General features: G+C 65.0%; 9 protein-coding genes, 1 tRNA gene and 1 pseudogene. 3 read left to right on the top strand and 8 right to left on the bottom strand.

The annotated features are described in order from the left end of the window. Nucleotides 1-89: 89 nt before the first annotated feature. The 6 genes from SH412_RS07540 to SH412_RS07515 form a co-directional block, all read right to left on the bottom strand. A complete protein-coding gene (locus tag SH412_RS07540; protein WP_336522895.1) occupies nt 90-764 on the bottom strand; it encodes a hypothetical protein in 675 nt (224 codons plus the stop codon). Between the two features lie 304 nt (nt 765-1068). Further along, a tRNA-Ser gene (locus SH412_RS07535) sits at nt 1069-1155 on the bottom strand. Between the two features lie 146 nt (nt 1156-1301). Further along, nucleotides 1302-2693: an AAA-type ATPase lid domain-containing protein gene (locus SH412_RS07530; RefSeq protein WP_336522894.1), complete on the bottom strand. Its 1392-nt coding sequence runs from the start codon at nt 2691-2693 to the stop codon at nt 1302-1304. Between the two features lie 45 nt (nt 2694-2738). After that, nucleotides 2739-3476 (bottom strand): prolipoprotein diacylglyceryl transferase, encoded by a 738-nt coding sequence (locus tag SH412_RS07525; RefSeq protein WP_336522893.1) that lies wholly within the window; start codon nt 3474-3476, stop codon nt 2739-2741. Then, the gene (locus tag SH412_RS07520; RefSeq protein WP_336522892.1) at nt 3473-7084 is read right to left on the bottom strand and encodes a hypothetical protein; all 3612 of its coding nucleotides are present in this window, start codon (nt 7082-7084) and stop codon (nt 3473-3475) included. Before SH412_RS07520 ends, SH412_RS07525 begins: the two co-directional genes overlap by 4 nt. A 43-nt stretch (nt 7085-7127) precedes the next feature. Next, entirely contained in the window at nt 7128-9536 is a 2409-nt protein-coding gene (locus SH412_RS07515) for a VWA domain-containing protein (RefSeq protein WP_336522891.1), read from the bottom strand. 193 nt (nt 9537-9729) lie between these two features. On the opposite strand from SH412_RS07515, the gene SH412_RS07510 reads away from it, so the two are divergent. After that, entirely contained in the window at nt 9730-12111 is a 2382-nt protein-coding gene (locus SH412_RS07510; RefSeq protein WP_336522890.1) for an alpha/beta hydrolase family protein, read from the top strand. A 124-nt stretch (nt 12112-12235) separates the two neighbouring features. On the opposite strand, the gene SH412_RS07505 is transcribed toward SH412_RS07510, so the two are convergent. After that, complete coding sequence (locus SH412_RS07505) at nt 12236-13489, bottom strand: NHL repeat-containing protein (protein ID WP_336522889.1); 1254 nt, start codon at nt 13487-13489, stop codon at nt 12236-12238. Between the two features lie 578 nt (nt 13490-14067). Here SH412_RS07505 and malQ point away from each other — a divergent pair. Further along, a pseudogene (gene malQ / locus SH412_RS07500) lies at nt 14068-15636 on the top strand (4-alpha-glucanotransferase); the annotation flags it as partial. 7 nt (nt 15637-15643) lie between these two features. On the opposite strand, the gene SH412_RS07495 reads toward malQ, so the two are convergent. After that, entirely contained in the window at nt 15644-16696 is a 1053-nt protein-coding gene (locus SH412_RS07495; protein WP_336522888.1) for a ferrochelatase, read from the bottom strand. A gap of 210 nt (nt 16697-16906) precedes the next feature. Between SH412_RS07495 and SH412_RS07490 the strand changes: the two genes are divergently transcribed. Continuing rightward, a complete protein-coding gene (locus SH412_RS07490) occupies nt 16907-20035 on the top strand; it encodes a PSD1 and planctomycete cytochrome C domain-containing protein (RefSeq protein ID WP_336524156.1) in 3129 nt (1042 codons plus the stop codon). Nucleotides 20036-20088 lie beyond the last annotated feature (53 nt).

The raw sequence follows: 20088 nt of genomic DNA, 5'->3' as shown, positions 1-20088 counted from the left end.
CATCAGGAGGGCCGAGGCTTTCTCCGTCCGGATCCTTCTCCTTTTCCCCCGGAAGCGTGAGAGATGGAAATCGGGATGACAAGACACGGTTAGAACTTTTCCTGGCCGGTTTGAGCGGTTGGGACGCCGTCCTTATCGACCAGGTGCGTGGAATCGTCGTCGATGATGGACGCGATTCGGGAACTCCGGTCGCCGATGCTCCCGGCTCCGTAGGAAAACGTCAACACCCGGCCGTTGGGGTAGGTCAGCGTGGTCGGGCGAATCGTGTTCGTCGAACCGCCGTTGATGCCGTAGCTCGCCGCGGCCACCGTGCGGCCGAGGGCGTCCGCCCACTGCGCCTGGCAGGTCGCCCGCGCCTCGGGGGTGGTCGACGGGTTCCCTAACGCCCCGAGCTGCGCCGCTGGAGTGTTATGGTACCGCTGTCGGCTGGCCGTCTGCAGGACGTTCCGCGCCGCGTCGTAACTCGTCTCGCTCTGTTCCAGGATCACGTTGTCGGTCACGCTCCCGGCGTCGCTGTAGTCGGTCTCCGCCGTGTCGTAGCCGATGTGCTGCGTCGTGGTCCGCCCCAGACTGTCGTAAACGGCCTTCGTGAACAGTTCCGAACCGGCCGGCAGGGACTTGAGCACGTTCCCCGCCCGCAGGTGGCGCGCGATCGTTGCCATCGATGAGCGGACGACGTGCTCGTGGTCATTGAGGAACGACTGCCGCAGTCTCGCTATGCTGATCGGCTCAAATTGAAAGTGCGTCGGAGATGCGGTCGCCACCTGGGCATTTAACTCGGCAGCCAGACGTTTCGCGGCTCCCCGATCCGACCCGATGCGGCGGCGGAGACGCGGCCATCCTCGCGATAGTAGACCCGCCAGGCTCCGTGGTGCTGGTCAGCCGAAACGCGGCCGATGCGCGTTCGCCCGAGCCCGACGGGCTCGCGACTTTCGCTGCGGCCTCTGAACCACTCCCCGGCGCTCCGATTGTGCACAAAACGTGCACCAGGAAGGTCGTTCAGCAGCAAAGAAAAAGCCGCAAGTTGCTTTCAGTCAGCAACTTGCGGCAATCGATCAAAAGCAAAGGCGGAGAGGGCGGGATTCGAACCCGCGGTCAGGTTTCCCCGACGCCGCATTAGCAATGCGGTGCTTTCGGCCACTCAGCCACCTCTCCCCGGCCCGCAGGCCAGCCGCCACTATATCGGCTGACCGCGCGAAAGCAAGCAAACCCGGTCATGCCGCGGTCGTCTTGTCGAGCCAATCGCTGCAACCGGATCTAACCGGCTTTCCGGAGGGAGACACGAGCCGGGAGGTGGCGGTTCACTCGGCTGCTGGAGGGTCTCCTTCCAGATCGACGATGCCGAGCTGTTCCATGCGGCGGTAGAGCCGCGGGCGGTTGATGCCCAGCAGTTCAGCGGCGCGCGACTTGTTCTGCTTCGCGGCTGCCAGCGCCGCCTCAATCTGCTCGCGTTCCACGCGTTCCAGCAGGGCCTCGAGCGGAACCGGTTGAACGCGCGGCGGAGCGACGTGCCTTTGTGCTTCCGTTCCCGTCCGGAAGCGGAATGGAAGCTCCTGCGGCCGGATCAGCGCCCCGGCGGCTGCGGCATGCGCTTCCTCGACGACGGCCCTCAGCTCGCGGACGTTGCCGGGCCAGCTATAGCGCTGCAGTTCACGCCAGGTATCGTCCGAAAATCCGGTCACCTGGCGTGCGCCGTCGCGATTTCGTTCCTCAAGCAGAAACTGAGCGAGCAGCGGAACGTCTTCCAGGCGCTGGCGGAGCGGAGGGAGAGCGATGGTCAGGCTGGTCAGCGCGTAGAACAGATCCGACCGGAACCGGCCCTGTTCGACCAGGCGTTCCAGGGGATTCGTTGTCGAGGCGACGACCCGCAGCTCCGGCGCGGCGGACAGCGTTTCGGCGAGAAACTGCTGAGTCTCGGCGGCAAGCTGCTCGATGTCCCGGAAAAAGAGCGTACCGGGCTGCAGCGTTTCGACCGCGGGCTGCCTGGTGGAAGGCCGGGCCACCTGCTTGACCAGTCGGCGCAGATCGTGGGGCTGCAGGAGGCCGCTGTCGAGGGGCGTGAACGATCGACGCCCCAGGCGGGATCCGTAGTGCAGGACGCGGGCCAGATGCTCGCGGCCGGTGCCGGATTCGCCGACGATCAGCACGGGGGACTCGACGGCGCGCGCCACCTGAAGCTGCTGCAGGACGCGCTGCATGGCAGGCGACTGAATAATGAGCGAATCTTCCGCGAATCGGCGGCGGAGCTCGTGGCGGACGGAAGCCAGTTCCGCATGCAGACGCTGCGACAGGGGGACCTGATGAGGCTGCCCGGGCGACGGGACCGGCTGAATCACCCCCAGCACCGTCCAGGCGGGCGAGTCGCCCCAAGGAAACGGGTAGAAGTGGATCATTCTCGCCGCGGAGGGGCGTGTCTTGTGCGGTACGTAGACCGGTGCGCGGGCGGCCTGGCCGGCCCAGACTTCGGCGGGAGGCGCCAGCGCCGCCAGAACGGCTTCCAGCGAGTGGGACGTTCCTGCGCCGGCGTAGTCGCATGCGCGACCCTGGACGTCGTCAGCGAGCCAGCCAGTGAGATCTTCGCAGCCCTTGTTGAAAAAGACGACGGACCGACGGTCATCGAGGATAAACGCCGGGGCGGTGCTGTCGAGCAGGCGCTGGAGAGGTTTTTGCGATCGACGACCACGCGGCGCCATAGGATACCAGATCCGGGGAATCGGCCGGGACTCGCGAAAGGAGTCTCAGCGAGAGGATTTCTTCGAGGGGGTTTCCGACAGCCGTTCGTAGAACTGGCGGACCAGCCCTTCGTACTTCGGGAGCATGCGCTCGCTGTAGGTGTTGAGCAGTTGCTCCCGAAGGTGCTCGGGCAGGTGCCCCCAGACGTCGGTCTGAAGTTTCTTCCGCTTCAGTTCCGCGGTTTCACGGCGCTGCCGTTCTCGTTCTCGCTCCTCGGAATCTTCGGCCTGGTCGCTGTCCTGCGGCTTGCCCCCCTGAGTGCGTTGTTCCTTCCCGGGAGACGACTCGGACTGCTCCGGCGGCTGCTTCGATTGCGAGGACGGAGATTGTTTCCGGGGCGAATTCTGAGAATCGGGTGGCGGATTCTGCTGCGAATCGGGGGGGGGCGGGTTTCCCCCCTGGTCTGGTGGCGGGGGTTGTTCAAGCTGCTTGATGATTTCATCCAGGAGGGCCACCGCTTCCTGTTGCTCGTCCCGCGTCTCCTGACCGGTTTGCCCGCCTTGAAGACGGTTGCTGGCCGATCGCATTCGCTCCGCAGCCTGTTCCAGGAGCCTGTCGGACGGATTTTCCTGGCCTGGGCCGGTTGTTCCCTGAAGCCGGGATTTCAACCGAGCATCGGTCTGCGTGATCGGCGCCCCACGATTGACGGGTTGCCGCGCATCGGCAGGCTCGTCGGCTGTGAGTCGTGCTCCTCCGCCGATCACGAGTGCGATCGAAAGGCAGGTGAGTCGGAACTGGTTCATTGGACGCCCTTTCCGTCGGCGGGTTCCGTCGGCTGATCGCTCCGCGCCGGCGCGACCTGCATGAGGCGCGACAAAAGATCGACCATCAGGTCCGCCAGTTCCGCCTGCTCGCCCGCGAGGTCGTCCCGTTCGGCAATCAGCTCCGGCGGCAGCGTCCCATCCGGCCCACGACGCTGATCGAGGTCGGCGGTGCGTTCAAGGCACGCTTCCTGGAGGGTCCGCAGCAGCTTGAGCTGCGCCAACTGCGGAAGGCTTTCGCCGGGCGGACCGGCCTGCTGCGGGGAATCGTCGCCGGCCCCGGACTCGCGTCCACCGGCCGGCTCTCCCTCTCCGGGCGTTTTCTGGCTGTCGGCTAGAACCTTCAGCAACTGCTGAAGACGAACCAGGGCCCGCTGCTGCCGGGACTGGGCGCGTTCGCCGACGTCACGCTCGGCCAGACGCTCGGTCGCCTGGTGCTGGAGCTTTGCAGCCGCCCGGAGCGTCAGCGCGAAGACTTCCGCCGCCGAGAGCTGTTCGGTCAGTGTCTCGGTCTCAGCCTGCAGGCGGGCCTGGTTGTCGGTCAGATCTTTGAGCGACCGGAGCTGCCCCCGCGTCCAGTTGCCGCGATTCGAGTGCTCCGTCGCCAGCCGGACGGTCTCGTCCAATGCGGACTGCTGCCGCTTCTGCAGCGACTCCAGCTCGGAAGCGATGGTTTCCAACTGCTCTCGGGCGAGTTGCTCGGCAAGCTGGCGACGGTGTTCGGCGACTTCGCGGCGAGTCTGTTCGATCAGATCGAGCGAACGGTCGACCGACTCCATGGCCTCTTGAGGCTGGAGCGTTTCCAGGCTTTCGGCGGCTTGTTCCACCTGTCGCCGCAGTCGCTCGGCGGTTTCCTCGGGACGCTTGAGCTGCAGGCGTTCGAGCTGGCGTTCCATCCGTTCCGCCTGCCGGGCGATTTCGCGAACTTCCTCGCGGAGCGGATCGAGCTTTTCGGGAGGAGTCTTGTCTTCGATGGACTGCCGCAGCCCCTGCTGCAGTTCGGTCAGGCGCTGCTGCATCTGCTCAAGGTCATGCGCCACTTCCTCCGTTTTTTTGACCATCAATTCGATGTCGTCGGGAGGTTGATCGTTCAGAAGTTTTTCCAGATCCTGCAGGTCGCTGAGCGTCTGCTGCTGTCGCTCGCCGGCGCGGCCAAGCTGGTTCTGGGACAGCGCGGCGGCAGCTTCCCGCATGCGGCCGGCCGTCGCCTGGTCCTGCAGGCCCTGTTCCAGATTCTCGAAAGTCTCGGCGGTCTCCGGCTCGCCGGCGGCCAGTTTCCTGGAGAGCTGCTCCAGGCGTCGCTGGAACTGATCGAGCCGATCCGCGGCACGACGCTGACGATCGGTGAGATCTTTCAGATCGGCCTGGTCCTGCTGCGACAGATCGGCCATCGGGCGAGCGAGGGTGCGTTCGGCAAGCTCGGCAGTCAGTCGCTTCAGGCTCTGTTGATCGGTCTTGATCGCCGACAGTTCGGCGTCGACGTCGCGTCGATCGCGCCATTCACTGAGCTGGCTCTCCAGGGACCGCAGCGACTCCAGCGTGTCCTGCTGTTCGCGACGAGCCCGGTCGAGGGACGTCGTCAGTTCTCGCTTCTGGTCAGCGGAGAGCAGTTCCGCCGATGCCGCTTTCCGACTCTGGGTCAGATCCCGCTCGATGCCGGGGAGCTGCTCGCGGCCGAGCTGATCGAGTCGCAGTTCCAGCTCCTGCAGCCGCCGCCCCGTTTCCGGATCGTCGATCCGATTAGCATTCAGCTCGTCCTGGAGTCGAGCGGCGCGGGCTTGCACTCCATCGCCGGGCTGGCCGAGCTTTGCGGAGACCTGGCGCTGGTCCAGTTCCACGCGCTGGAGCAGATCGCGATCCTGCGGCTCTAGTTTGCCCTCGCTGCCAAGCCGGTGCTGGACGTCACCCAGTTGCGTTTCCGCCCGTTGCTGAACCTGGATCGCTCCCCGCAACTGGTCGAGCAGATCCGACAGTCGCCCGACAATTTCCTGCTGTTTCTGTTCGGTCGACACGACCGTCAACTGCCGCGGGATGCTGCGGCCGAGATGGGGCTCTCCCAGATCGCAACGATCGGTGGCGATGGCCCGGAACTGCAGTCGACCGCCGGGCTGAAGCGACAGGTCCGCGAGCCTCCACAGAAACTCGGGACGAACCTGGTCTTCGCCTGCGGCATCGGAGACGAGCGGAATCTCAACCGGCTCGTCGGCGCCTTCGAGCTGGTAGCTCAAGGCCACGCGCGCCAGGCCCAGGTCGTCCTTGGCCAGAATCCGCAGCGGCAGCTCGGCGTCGGCAGTCGCCTGGACGTCGCCGGGAGGGTCTTCGATGACCACTTCCGGCACCAGGTCCGCGACGCCTCGAGCTTCGTAGCGCTGGCCATCGCGATTGGCGAAACCCTGGCGGTCCTGCAAGGCGAACCAGTAGTGATTCAGCCCCGGCTCGCGGACGACGAATTCGGCGACGAATTCTCGGCCGTCGGTGGAGAGCTTCAGCGTTTCCGGCGGCGAGTCGTTCCAGTGCAGGGCCGCAGACTGCAGCGGCTTATTCACGCGAACGACGGCCCGGACGTGCGAACCGACCAGACCTTCAAAATTGCCGACATCGAGAGGAAGCTGCTCCAGCGTGCGGCCGCTGTAGGCTGGGGGATCGACGGTCACCTGCAACGACTCGATCACGGGTGGCGGAACGACTTCCACGCCGTAAAACGGCATTGTGTCGTCGTCGCCTCCCGTGGCCCGGAACTCAATTCCGGCAGCGGGGACGGTCAAATTGATCGCGGCCACCGCAATCGCCTGATCGGCGGAGTTTCGCAGTGTCAACTTGCGCAGCGGCTCCCGGCGAACGTCCTCGCGATGCGGCTCGCGGATTTCCAGCCAGACGCGATCGGGCAGGCGACCGTTGAGATTCTGCACGTAGAGTTCGACGGGTTCCCCCTGGGCCACGCGCAGCGGATCGAGGGGATCGTATTCGACCAGTTCCAGCGACGGCCGGAGCAGGACCAGATTGTGCGTTCGAGGCCAGGGGTGGCTGGAGAAGGGGAGCAGCAGGCGGGTCATGGCCGTGGCTGCGGCGTGCGGATTGAGGAGCACGACGATCAGCGTCACAGTGCAGACGACGGCGCCGAGCAGCGTCATGCGGCGGACTTCGCGGGTTTCGACCACCTGCGAGAGTTCGATTTCCGGCAGCCGGCTCAGGGCGTCGGCAACGACGGCCTGCTGCAGCCCCGGCGCGCCGGCCGCGCTCGAAAAGCCGTTTTGAACAAACTCCACGGCGCTGACCAGTCGACCGCGCAAAACGGGATAGCGCTGTTCGAGACGGGCCGCCAGTATCGCCCCGGAGAGGGATTCCCGGAGCGGGGCGATCAGGAATCGCCAGAGAATCCAGCCGCAGGCCGCGGCAATGGTCCCGCCGACGAGGACGCGCAGGCCGGGGTCGTCAAAGTGAATCAGCCAGTCGAGAAAGCCGGCCAGGCACAGGCTGCCGAAGAGCACCGAGGCGATACGGGCCAGGCCGCCGATCCAGATCAGCAGCCGGACCCGGGAGCGGAAGTGCGCGAGCTCGTCGAGGATCACGGTGGGATCGGGGGACGTCATGGAACGGACCGGCGTTCGAGGCGCTTTGGGAGGACCGCAGACATCATACCAGCCGCCAGCGTTTGCGCAGCAGCCATTCTGCCGCGAGCAGGGCCACAAACAGCAGCAGGACCTCGGGGCGGTTCCAGAGTGGAATCGGATCCTGCGTCGCCAGGGTGACTGCGGCGCCTTCGGGCAGGTCGTCCGGAAGCCGATCGGCTTCGTCCAGAGGATAGTATCGGCCCTGAGACGTCTGGGCGGCGAGCTGCAGATCGGTTCGATCGAGGCTGCGGCGCTGCAGTTCCAGCAGCGGCGCTTCGACGCGAAAATCCGCGGCAGGGGGCGCCGCTGAAAATGAGGGACGCGCCACCCAGGCGTGATAGGCCCCTTCCGGGAGTTGCGAGACCTGCCCCTCGAACAGCGACGGGGCCTGCGGAACACGCGTCAGCTTGACGGAACGCTGGCCTTCTCCCTGACGCTCGAGCAAGACCGTGACGCCGTCGGCTTCCGCGGGGGCCTGCCGGTCGTCGAGGAACCGGACTCGCAACTGCACGGGTTCTCCCCGCTGGTAGACGAGGCGGTCGATGCTCAGTTCGGCGGCCCGATCCCGACCGATCAGACGCCCCCGGCTGAGGAAGCGAATCGCCTGCACCCAGTAGCGGCCGAAGTAGAGATCGCCCGTGCGGAACCGCCACCGCCACGTTTCATCGGTGGCGTGGAAGAGGACTTTTCCGGCTCCGATGCGCTGCAGCAGGATGGTCGGCAGGCGAATCTCGGATTTCCGGGTCAGCGGATGTTCCGCGAAGACGTTGACGCCCGGTTTGATCGCCGCAATTTCGACCTGCCAGTAAAGGGGCGGCAGGCTGTTCCAGATGGCGAGACTTGCCGGTTCGGATTCGGCAAAACGGAACAGGCTGTTGCCGCGTTGCCCTTCCAGCGTCAGGGCCGGCTGAAATCCGCTCCGAGTCAGCTCCGCGGAAGGATTGGACACGTCGGCCAGATCGAAGGGAAACAGGCTCTCCAGCGGCGTTCCCTGGAATTGCCGAGGATTGTGTCGGGGACCGGCGATCAGAATCAGTCCGCCCCCTTTTTCGCGAACGAACTCCCGCAGGTTTTCCTGCAGCGCGGGGCTGAGCTGCCCGGGGTCGAGATCGCCGAGAATGATCACGTCGTACTGCAGCAGCTCTTCGCGCTGAACCGGCAGGTGCGGCAGCGCCACACGGTCTTCCTGGGGATATTCGAGGTCTGCGTCCTGCAGGACGACGGAGAGCTGAATCGACTTGTCCCGTTCCAGCAGGTGCTTCAGAGCCCGGTATTCGTAGCGGGGGAGGCCATCGGCGAGCAGAACGCGGATTTTTTCTTCGCGGACGCTGACGTGCCGGACTTCGGCGTTGTTGCGATCGTTCGTTTCTCCATTGGCCAGGACGACTTCGAGGATCAGATCTTCCTCGCCGGCTTCCGTGGGGACGTAACTGAGTTCGAACTTGAGAGGCTGGCCATCGGGGCCGGCCTTGATGGTCGTTTTCTGGAGAATCTCGTCCGAGCCTTCGCGACGCAGGCGGACTTCGAGGTCCCGTCCGGCGAAGCCGAACGATTTCAGTTTGGCGGAAATCGGCAGTGGATCGCCGACGAAGGCGACTTCGTCGACGAGGGTGTCGTAGAGCTGCAGATCGCGAACGGGCTCCTCGCTGCCGACGCCGATCAGATACAGCGGCACTCCCTTCCGACGGGCGGTATCGGCGATCCGGGAGAATCTGTCGGCCGCGCCGGCGCTGGAGATGCCGTCGGTCAGGACGATCAGGGCGGCGGGAGGCATCCCGCGCAGTTCGGAAAGAACTTTGCGGACGGCGGGAGCGGGGCGCGTCTGATCGCCCGTGGGGCGCAGCCCCTGCAGTTCCTGCAGGAATTGCGTTTCGTTCTCCCGCTTGACGGTGGCGCCCCCCAGTAACGGCACCGCCGTCTCGGAAAACTGCCAGACGTGAAGTTGATGGGAGGACTGCACCCGGTGGAGCCAGTCGGCATCTTCGCGGGTCAGGAGCTCGATCGCCCGCTGCAGCCGGTGCGGAGCGCCGTCAGCCAGTCCGGCCGGATCGTCACCTTTCGGCACGGCGCCGGTGATCTCGGTCCCCGGCTGATCCTGCAGCGACATGCTGGCGGAGGTGTCGATCAGCAGCGCGATGCCGGGCAGTCCAGTGCGGTGCACCGAGACGCTCAGCTCGGTGAGCAGCAGGACCGCGAACGCGATGACCAGCAGGCGGAGTCCGGTCAGGCTCAATCGCCGACCGCGGGAGAGCGTGGCCGCATCGCGCCGGTAGGACCAGATCACCACAGCCGCACAGGCCAGGCCGACCAGCACGACCAACCAGGCGGGCCAGCTTGCCGGCCAGGGGCGGCGCCAGAGCCAGACCCAGTCCGTTCCCTCGCCGGGAGCGGCAGGCGGAATGCGCAGATACCACTCCAGCAGCGATTTCAAGACGCGGTTCCGACGGTGGCCGTGGTGGTGAGGCGGTCCGCGACCGGATGACCGGCAGGGACAGCTCTTGGATTATAGGGCGGGAAGCGGTTCCTGTCCTCTGCACAGCTTGTGCCGTCGCGGCCGGCCCGTAACACTGACGCGGGACTGCGGATATTCATGCCCCTCCCGAAGCTCATGAAGGACGCTCACAATGCTCGATCTCCGCTGCTGGCGCCTGGCGGCGCTCTGGCTGCTTCCCGCCGGATTCGCCGCCGGTCAGGATCCGACGATCTTTGCCGATCCGCTACCGGGGACTGCCAAGCTCGAACTGACGCGACCGCTGGACGAGGTGATGGTCGACGGAATCGACAAGTACGCTCTCCGCGCCATCGAGCAGGCAGCACAGAACAGAGCAGCGAAGTGGCAGACCGACACCAGCGGCCCGGAAGTCTACAATACGAGCCTGATTCCGTACCGCGAGCGGCTGAAGACCATTCTGGGAGCGGTCGATCCGCTGCTCACGCGGGGCGGCATTGAAGACCTTTCCACGACGCGGCTGTCCGGCGCACCCGCCCCGGGGACTCAGATTCCGGAGGGAGACCACGGGGCCTTCTATTCCATTCACCCGATCCGCTGGCAGGTGCTGGAAGGGGTGACAGGCGAAGGGCTGATGCTGTGGCCGGAAGCGGTCGAGCCGGTCGGGCTCGTCGTCTGCCTCCCGGATGCGCACTGGACCCCGGAGGAATTCTGCGGCGCCGATCCCGACAAGCGGGAATCGACGATTCTGCCGCGGTGGCTGGCCGATCAGGGGCTGGTGGTGATCGTTCCGACGCTGATCAGCCGGGAAGACACTTTCTCCGGCAATCTCGAAATCGCGATGACCAATCAGACGCACCGGGAATGGGTCTATCGGTCGGCGTTCGAAATGGGCCGGCATGTGATCGGCTACGAAGTCCAGAAGGTCCTGGCGGCGGTCGACGATCTGGTCCGGTTCAACGAAGAGCTGCGAATTGATCTGCCGATCGGAGTCGCCGGGGTGGGGGACGGGGCGTTGCTGGCGCTGCATGCCGCAGCGCTCGATCCTCGAATCCAGGCGGCGCTGGTTTGCGGTTACTTTCAGCCGCGGGAAGGGGTCTGGCAGGAGCCGATCGATCGGAATGTGTGGCAGTTGCTCAACGAATTCGGCGACGCCGAGCTGGCGGGAATGGTTGCTCCGCGGTCGCTGACGATCGAAGCCTGCGCCGTCCCCGAGGTTGAGGGCCCGTTGCCGGCCGTGCAGGGGCGTCGTGGTGGGGCTGCGCCGGGAACCATCAAGACCGCCGACCTGGCGGCCGTGCGGAAGGAGTTCGCCCGGGCTGAGCCGGTGTTCCAGAAGCTCAAGGCGGACGGAAAGTTGAAGCTGGTAGTCAGCGGTCCGGATGGACGCGGGCCGGCCGGCAGCCCGGCGGCCCTGAAGGCGTTTCTGGCGGGACTGGAGTTGCAGGCGCACGACGAAGACATGGGAGAACGCCTGAAACTGGACCAGATGCCGAACACGATTGCCCGGCAACAGCGGCAGGTCAAGGAATTGATCGACTTTACGCAGAATCTGCTGGCCCGTTCGGCCCGGTACCGCGACAAGGTCTGGGCCGGGGCGGACCGATCATCGGTGGAGAAGTGGGTTGAGTCGGCGCAGAAGTACCGGGCGATGGTCTGGGACGAGCTGATCGGCCGGCTTCCCGAACCGACGCTGCCGGCCAATCCGCGGACGAGAAAACTCCTCGACGATCCGGCGTATGTCGGCTACGAGGTGGTGCTGGACGTCTACGAGGACGTGATCGCCGGGGGAATTCTGCTGTTGCCGAAGGATCTGAAACCGGGCGAAAAGCGGCCGGTCGTCGTCTGCCAGCACGGCCTGGAGGGGGTGCCGATGGACACGATCGGCGGACCGGAGACGCCCGGATACCCCCCCTACAAGGCCTTCAGCGCCGAACTGGCAAAGCGAGGGTTCATCGTCTACGCCCCCCAGAATCCGTATCGGGGTCACGACCGGTTCCGGACGCTGCAGCGGAAGTCCAACCTGCTCGGGAAATCGCTGTTCAGCTACATCCTGCCGCAGCACCAGGTGACGCTCGACTGGCTGGCGACGCTGCCGAACGTCGATCCGGAGCGGATCGCGTTCTACGGGCTGTCATACGGCGGAAAGACGGCGGTCCGCGTGCCGCCGCTGCTGGAGAAGTACTGCCTCTCGATCTGCTCGGCGGACTATAACGAGTGGGTGCTGAAGAATACGTCGACTTACGACCGTTACAGCTACGTTTTCACGCCCGAATATGAAATCTTCGAGTGGAACATGGGGCACGTCGCGAACTACGCCGAGCTGTCGACGCTGATGACCCCCCGGCCGTTCATGGTCGAACGGGGTCACGACGACGGCGTCGCCCCGGATGAATGGGTGGCGTGGGAATACGCCAAGGTCCGCCGGCATTACGCCAAGCTGGGACTGGCGGACAAGACGGAGATCGAGTTCTTCAATGGCCCGCACACGATCAACGGACAGGGGACGTTCGAGTTCCTGCACCGGCATCTGAAGTGGGCGAAGAAGAGTGAGTAGCGAATAGGGAAAAGCGAGTAGCCAGAGGAATTGCGCCGGCCGGCACAGCCGGCCCTACAAAGAGAGCCCCGGTTCCTTGTGGAACCGGGGCTCTTTCGTCGAATCACTGATATTTCAGCGAGGCTTACAGGCCTGGGGCGACGTGGAGCAGGGCGCCGGCCGGCTTCGGGGTTTCGCCTTCCTTCGGTTCCGGCTGCTTTTCGCCGGTGCCGAAGACGGTGATGAACAAGCCCCCCTCTTTGTCGAAGGAAAGGGCCGTCGGGCGATCCAGGCTGAGGATCTTCTTCGGCTTGCACTCTTCGCCTTCAATCACCATCTCGAACAGGCCCCCCTGAGTGGTGTCGGCCCAGGCGAAATCGACTGCGTAGAGCTTGCCGCTGGGGCTGTAGGCCAGACCGACGATGTCGTGCAGTCCGGTTTTGTAGCTCTTCACGAGCTTGCCTTCCTTGTCGTAGAAGGTCAGCAGGGAGTCGCCCGCCACGTTGACCTCGCCCCCCTGGCCGATGACCAGTTCGCTGCCATCCGGCTTCGTGGTGATCCCTTCCGGCGCGTCGACCTGCGTCGCTTCCTTGGTGGCGATCGTAGGGGTCAGCGGACCCGGCTTGCCGTCGACCAGCGCCGACTTGGCGACCCAGCCCTTAGTGTCGTCGCCATTGCTGGTCACGAAAATCGCGTCGTTGAAGATCGCCGCGGCATAGAAGTTCCCTTCGCCCTTGGGGCTCAGGTCGCCGGGAGCGATCGGGCCGAGCGTGAATTCCGCGTCGGCTTCCTTGCGGGGAGCGGCGGGAGCCTTGTCCTCGACCTTATAGATCCGGACCAGCTCTTCGCCGTCCTTGCGGCTGCCGTCGCAGACGATAATCCGATCGTTGCCCCACATCGTGACGCCCAGCGGCCCGACGTTGTACATCGGCCCCTTGCCGTAGATGTCAGTCGGAAAGCCTTCGACTTCCAGCCAGATCTTCCGGCCGGTCTTGACCGGCGGATAGCGGAAGACGCCCTGGTGCGAAGTGATGAAGACATGGCCGGTGCTGGCCTGGACGGCGACGCCCGAAGGATTGTCGAGGTGGATCACTTCGACGGAGGGCTTGATCTCGCCGGCCGCAGCGGCGGCGGCCGGGGCGTCAGGCTTCTTCTCTTCCGGCTTGGCGGGCTCGGCCGGCTTCTCCTCCGGCTTCTTCTCCTCCGGCTTCTTTTCTTCGGGCTTCTTGTCTTCGGCCTTGGCTTCGGGTTTGGGCTCTTCCTTCTTCTCTTCAGCAGGCTTCTCCTCGGCCTTCTTCTCTTCGGCCTTCGGAGCGTCCTGGGCTCCGACCCAGACCGATCCCGTGCCCAACAGCGAGGCTGCTGTCAGCGTGCTCCAGATCCAGCGCTTCGTCAGCATGTTCGGTGCATCCTCTTGAGACTGCCGCCCCTCCGGACTCGTCGCACAGCGTCCGTCCCGCGGACGAACCGACTGCCTGCGAACCGAGCCAAAGGGCAACCCATGGTGAAGTCGCCGGCGCCCTGCCGGCGTCAATTGACCGGAGCCGATGGTAACCAACCCGTTGCCGGCGTGCAATTTGGGACGCAGGATCGCAGAGTATTCATCGACGGATGCCAGAAACTCCCGATCGAATTCCGCGGCCTGTCGGCCGGAGCCTCAGTCTCTCGCCAATTCCGCGTCTGTCAGAAATCCGTTGCGGTCGACGGACTCCACCAAACTGATGAACGCACGGCCGTTTCACCGCTGAAGTCGAGCTTCGGCAATCTGAATTCCACTCAGGCGTTGACGAAGAATATTCCGAACAACGGATCGAGGCGGGCGTCCGGCCGACGACGGACCTCGCACGCGTCCGCTTGCCGCTCTTCCGGAAACCTGTTACAGGTCAATTGCGCCGAGACCAGCCCCCCTGACATCCTCCTGATGGCGACAACCCGCGCGTCGCCGTCCGCTGCCCGCGGGACACCCGGGCCTTTTTCGCCAGGAAGCTTTGCATGTTGACCGAACGCGCGAGCGGAGTGCTGCTGCACCCGACATCGCTCCCCACGCGGTTTGGAGTGGGGGATCTGGGGCCTGCGGCGGTGGAATGGATCGACTGGCTGGCGGCGGCCGGCCAGTCCTACTGGCAGGTGCTGCCGCTGGTGCCGACTGCGGCGGGGGAGTCCCCGTATCAGTCCCCGTCGGCCTTTGCCGGGAATCCGCTGCTGCTCAGCCCGGAACGACTGTTTGAAGACGGGCTGCTGTCCCGTGACCAGCTCGAGCAGGTCGCGGTTCAGGGAGTTGAGTCGGCACCCCGCGTCGATTTTCTCGCGGTCCGGGAGCGGAAGCATTTTCTTCTCGAAGCGGCCGCCGAAGCCTTCTGGACGCTCGCTCCCGATCACGAATTGCGCCAGAGTTGCGATGCGTTTTCCGCGGACCAGGCCGGGTGGCTGGAACCGCACTGCCAGTTCCTGGCGCTGCGCGAAGCCAACGGCAGCCGGGCCTGGACCGAGTGGACCGAACTCGTCACCCCCGGAATGACGCCGACCGCAGAGGCCGGTGACGCTCTCCGGAACCGGCTGCAGTTCCATCGGTTCTGCCAGTTCGCGTTCTCGCGGCAGTGGGCGGCGTTGCGGGAACAGGCCCGCGCCCGCGGGTTGCGGATCATCGGCGACATTCCCATCTATGTTTCGCACGACAGCGCCGACGTCTGGGCCAATCGCGAGCTGTTTCAGCTCGACGCTTCCGGTCGATCGACGCGCGTCGCCGGCGTTCCCCCAGACTATTTTTCCGAAACGGGTCAGCTCTGGAGCAATCCGCTCTACGACTGGGACGGCGCTCGCGCGGAATGCTTCCGCTGGTGGATTCAGCGCATTAAGGCGTCGCTGGCGCTGGTGGATCTCGTCCGACTGGACCACTTCCGCGGCTTCGAGGCCTACTGGTCGGTCCCCGCCGACGAAAGGACCGCCATCAATGGCGAATGGATCCCCGGGCCGGCAGCGGATCTGTTCGCCGCAATTGCGCTGGCGGTCGCGCCGCACGACGAAGCCGGACAGCCCGATATGCGGTGCGTGCCGCTCATCGCGGAAGACCTGGGGATGATTACCGAACCCGTTCATGCCCTGCGGAAACAGTTCCTGCTTCCCGGCATGAACGTGTTGCAATTTCAGTTGCCCGGTTCGGAAGCGGAGCCGTATGCTCCTGAGAAGCACGAGTTGAACTCCGTAGTTTACACGGGAACGCACGATAACGATGCTTCGCTCGGCTGGTTCCGGTCGGATGTCCTGCCGTTTCCGGAACGGCTCGAACGACTGAAGACTTGGATTCCCTGCGACGAGGCGAACTTCGCCTGGGAGCTCATCGAACTGGCGTGGAGCTCGCCCGCCGCACTGGCCGTCGCGCCGCTGCAGGACGTGCTCGGCCTGGGGTCGGAATCCCGCATGAATACGCCGGGAACGAGCGGAGAAGAGGCCGCCAACTGGTGCTGGAAGTTCCAGCCGGGTGCGCTGACTGCAGAGCTTGCCGCAAGGCTGCGGGATGTGACGGCCCGAAAGCAGCGGTTGGGCTGAGGTCCCATTAGGCCGGACGAGCGGCTCCACCGGCGCCAGCCGGTCGCGTTATCGGATACAGGCAGCAGTCGACGGGGCAGACGTCGTGATTGGGGCCATATTGCCCGATCGCTCGTTTCTCCGTCCGCAGGCCGAGGCGCTCTTCGATCAGCTCGCGGACCATCGCGACGACCCGCGGATGGGTGCCGACGGTCCCGGCCCGGACAAGGTTCATGCCCAGGTCCTGCGCCAGATGAAGAGCCTCGTAATCGAGATCGAACAGCACTTCCATGTGATCGGAGAGGAAACCGATCGGCGACAACACCAGATCCCGGATCCCTTCGGATTTGAGCTGCCGGACGACTTCGAGAATGTCCGGCTCCAGCCAGGGATCCTGCGGGCGGCCGCTCCGGCTCTGGTAAACGAGCTGCGTCAGCTCGGCGGGCCAGCCGAGCTCTTCCGCCACGAGCCGGCAGGTCTCTTCCAGTTGCCGGACGTACTGGCAATTGTCGGACATCGACAGCGGAATGCTATGGGCGGTGAAGATCAGTCTGGCCTGCCCGCGCCGGTCTGCCGGAATCTGATCGCCCGCGGCCTGGATTCGCTCGACGTTGGCGGCGATGAACTCGGGATGGTTGTAGAACATCCGCAGCTTATCGACCTGCGGCGCCTCGGGGCCGACTTCCGCACAGGCGGCGAGGACGTTTTCTCGATACTGGCGGCAGCCGGAATAGGAGCTGTAGGCCGACGTCATGAAAGCCAGCGCCCGCTTCACGCCAGCAGTGGTCATGTCGCGGATGGTGTCGGTCAGCATGGGCCGCCAGTTGCGGTTGCCCCAGTAGATCGGGAGGTTGATCCCGGCACGGTCGAGCTCGCCCCGCAGGGCGCCGATGAATTCCCGGACCTGGGCGTTGATCGGGCTGACGCCGTCGAAATGATAATAGTGCTCGGCGACTTCGAGCATCCGCTCGCGAGGGACCGGTTTCCCGCGGAGGACGTTTTCCAGAAACGGGATAACCTCTTCACGACTTTCCGGACCGCCGAACGAGACCACCAGGATTGCGTCATACGGCAGGGGCACGGTATCGGATCCTCAGCGAGAGACAGGTTGGCGGCGCAGGAACCCCTGATTGTTGCCGAATGGAGCCGCGTGGCAACTGTAGACCGCTGCAAAGTTTCCGGCAAAATGCCGGAAACGCGGGTCGGCAGGACGCGCCTCGACCACGGGTGTTCCATCCAATAGAATTGATGGGTCTGCCGCCGAACGCCCCCGTGGAGTCCCGCCGCCGTGATGTCCCCGCTGTTTCGTCGACTTGTTCTCGCAGCCTGTCTCGGCGGCTGCGGCGTGGTCCTGGCTGAAGACGCCAGGCCCGGCAAAGTAACGCTCGATCCTGAGCACGCGGCCAAGATGGAAGCCGGGCTGAAGGTTTTCGAGGGCTCGGTCCGTCAGTTGCTTGTGACGCGCTGTCTGGACTGCCACGGCGGCAAACAGGAAGAATCTGCTTTTAACCTCGCCACGCGCGAGGGACTGCTCAAAGGGGGCGAGCGCGGCCCCGCGGTGGTGCCGGGACGCGGCGATGGCAGCCTGCTCTACAAGCTGGCGGCGAAGCTGCAGGAGCCGCACATGCCGGAAGACGGCGAGGCGTTTTCGAAGCAGGAACTTGCCGCCCTGCAGAAATGGATCGATCTCGGCGCGCCCTACGACAAACCCCTCGTCGAAGGAAAACTCGCGACCGATGACTGGCGGACGCGGACCGTGGCGCCCGAACTGCGCAACTTCTGGTCGTTCCGACCGTTGCGGCCCGTCGCACCGCCTGACCTGCGGAACGGCATCTGGGGCGACTCGGCGGTGGATCGTTTCATTCTTGCGGCGCAGGAACAGGCCGGGCTGACGCCAAATCCGGAAGCATCGCGAGCCGAACTGGTCCGCCGGCTGTACTTCGACCTCCTCGGACTACCGCCGACTCCGGAGCAGGTCGCGTCGTTCGTGAATGATCCGGCTCCGGACGCCTACGAACAACTCGTTGATCGCCTGCTCGCTGATCCTCACTATGGCGAACGCTGGGGCCGGCGCTGGCTCGATCTGGCGCGGTTCGGCGAGAGCCACGGATTCGAGCACGACTACGACCGGCCGACGGCATTCCATTACCGCGACTTCGTGATCGATGCCTTCAATTCCGGGATGCCGTTCGATCAGTTCGTCCGCTGGCAGATCGCCGGGGACGAATTCGCCCCGCAGGACCGGCTGGCCCAGATGGCGACCGGCTTTCTGGCCGCGGGCGTTCACAGCACGCAAATCACGAAGAACGAAGTCGAAAAACATCGCTACGACGAAATGGACGACATGTTGTCGACCATTGGGACGTCGCTGCTGGGGCTCACCGTCGGCTGCGCCCGCTGTCACGACCACAAGTTCGATCCGATCCCGCAGGCGGACTACTATCGGCTGCTTTCGGCTTTCACCACGACCATCCGGAGCGAGGTCGACCTCGATTTCGATCCGGAATGGTACGGTAAGGCGAAGACGGAATACGACCGCGAGCATGCCCCGCTGACGGTGGCCGTCGAGGCCTATGAACGGGATGTATTGCCCGGCAAGTACTTGGAATGGAAGGCCGCCGGCAGCAATCTCTCGCAACTGGCGGCAGGCTGGTGGGCCCCGAAGATCGAGACGCTGGAATCTGCGGGCAAGGCGAATTTCGAGCCGCAACCGGATGGTTCGTATCTGCTGGCGGGAGCGAATCCGGACCACGACACCTGGACCGTCCGCTTCACGACACATCGGCCGCAACTGCAGGCGATCCGGATTGAGGCCCTGGCGCATTCGTCGCTGAAACGGGGCGGACCGGGGCGGGCTGACAACGGCAACTTCGCGCTGACCAATCTGCAGGTCGCAATCCGCCCGGTCGGCAAGGCCAATGCGCCGACGCAGCCGGTCAAGCTGACCGTTGCTCGGGCGACGTTCGAGCAGAACGGCCTGCCGGTGGCGGCGGCGATCGACGACAACACGGGCTCGGCCTGGGCCGTCGACCCCGAATTCGGGAAGGATCACGCCGGGGTGTTCGTCGCGGCGGAGCCCTTTGGATTCGAGGGAGGAACCGAAGTCACGCTGACGCTGACGTTCCAGAACAACGTGCATCATGCCATCGGCCACCCGCGGTTTTCGTTTTCCGAGCAACCCGACCTGCCAGCGACGACCGGACCGGCCTTCGGCGATCGGCTCTATGACCTGCTGACAAAGCCGATGGACTCGCTGACCGACGCCGAACGGATCGAGGTCCTGGCCTGGTTCCGGACGCTCGATTCAGGCTGGAAGCAACTCGACGACGCCCGGGCCGCCCATGCCGCCACGGAACCCAAACCGCGACTGCAGAAAGTGCTGATTGCTACGGAAGGGCTCCCCGCCGTTAAGCTGCATACGCAGGCCGAACAGGAATTCCTCCCCACGACTCACTTCCTCAAACGGGGCGATCCGAACAACAAGGACGGCGAAGCCCACCTCGGCTTCCTGCAGGTGCTCATGCCAGGGCCGGCCGCCGCCGAGCGCTGGCGCGAAGCCCCTCCCGAAGGCTGGCGGACCAGCTATCAGCGGCGGGCCCTGGCGAACTGGCTGCTCGATCCGCAGGACGGAGCCGGCAATCTGCTGGCCCGGGTCATCGTGAACCGGCTCTGGCAGCACCACCTGGGACGCGGCATCGTGGCGACGCCGAGCGACTTCGGTACGCGCGGCGAACCCCCGACGCATCCGGAGCTCCTCGACTGGCTGGCGGGGGAACTCCTCCGGCACAACTGGGATCTGCGGCCGATTCATCGGGAGATTCTGAACAGCGCCGTCTATCGTCAGACCGGCGTGACCGATGATGCACGACTTGCGAAGGATCGTGAAAACCGCTGGCTGTGGCATCGCCCCCGGCATCGGCTGGAAGCGGAGGTCATTCGCGATGCCACGCTCGCCATCAGCGGCCAGCTCGATGACCGGCTGTACGGACCGGGGACGCTTGATGAAGGGCACCGGCGGCGCAGTATTTACTTCATGATCAAACGGAGTCACCTGATTCCGATGATGACCGTATTCGATGCCCCCGACGGCACCAGCAGCATCGCCGATCGGCCACAGACGACCATCGCCCCGCAGGCCCTGTTGCTGATGAACAACGCCCAGGTCCGCCAGGCAGCCCGGGCGCTGGCAAATCGCGTCGCATCCGAGTCTGACACGGATTCCGCAAGTCTCGTCCGACAAGCATTTCGAGTCGCAGTGCAGCGGGAACCGTCGGCTGGTGAGTCTGCCGATCTTTCGGCGTTCCTGGATCAGCAGTCGGTGTCTCACGGCAACGGGAACCGGGCGGCCGGATTAGACGCGGCCCTGGCGGATCTGTGCCAGGTGCTGTTCTGCCTGAACGAATTTGTATATGTGGATTGAGCTGAAGAAGAGTTTTCACCGCTGAGACGCGGAGGACGCGGAGAAATGAATGA

The organism is Planctellipticum variicoloris (assembly GCF_030622045.1).
In the GTDB taxonomy this organism is placed as follows: domain Bacteria; phylum Planctomycetota; class Planctomycetia; order Planctomycetales; family Planctomycetaceae; genus Planctellipticum; species Planctellipticum variicoloris.
This window is presented reverse-complemented; position numbering and strand designations above follow the sequence as displayed.

Bases quoted from the DNA above. Each gene is read 5' to 3' on its own strand.
- SH412_RS07530 (WP_336522894.1), bottom strand. From the start codon at position 2,693: ATGGCGCCGCGTGGTCGTCGATCGCAAAAACCTCTCCAGCGCCTGCTC.
- SH412_RS07510 (WP_336522890.1), top strand. From the start codon at position 9,730: ATGCTCGATCTCCGCTGCTGGCGCCTGGCGGCGCTCTGGCTGCTTCCC.
- SH412_RS07520 (WP_336522892.1), bottom strand. From the start codon at position 7,084: ATGACGTCCCCCGATCCCACCGTGATCCTCGACGAGCTCGCGCACTTC.
- SH412_RS07505 (WP_336522889.1), bottom strand. From the start codon at position 13,489: ATGCTGACGAAGCGCTGGATCTGGAGCACGCTGACAGCAGCCTCGCTG.
- SH412_RS07490 (WP_336524156.1), top strand. From the start codon at position 16,907: ATGTCCCCGCTGTTTCGTCGACTTGTTCTCGCAGCCTGTCTCGGCGGC.
- SH412_RS07525 (WP_336522893.1), bottom strand. From the start codon at position 3,476: ATGAACCAGTTCCGACTCACCTGCCTTTCGATCGCACTCGTGATCGGC.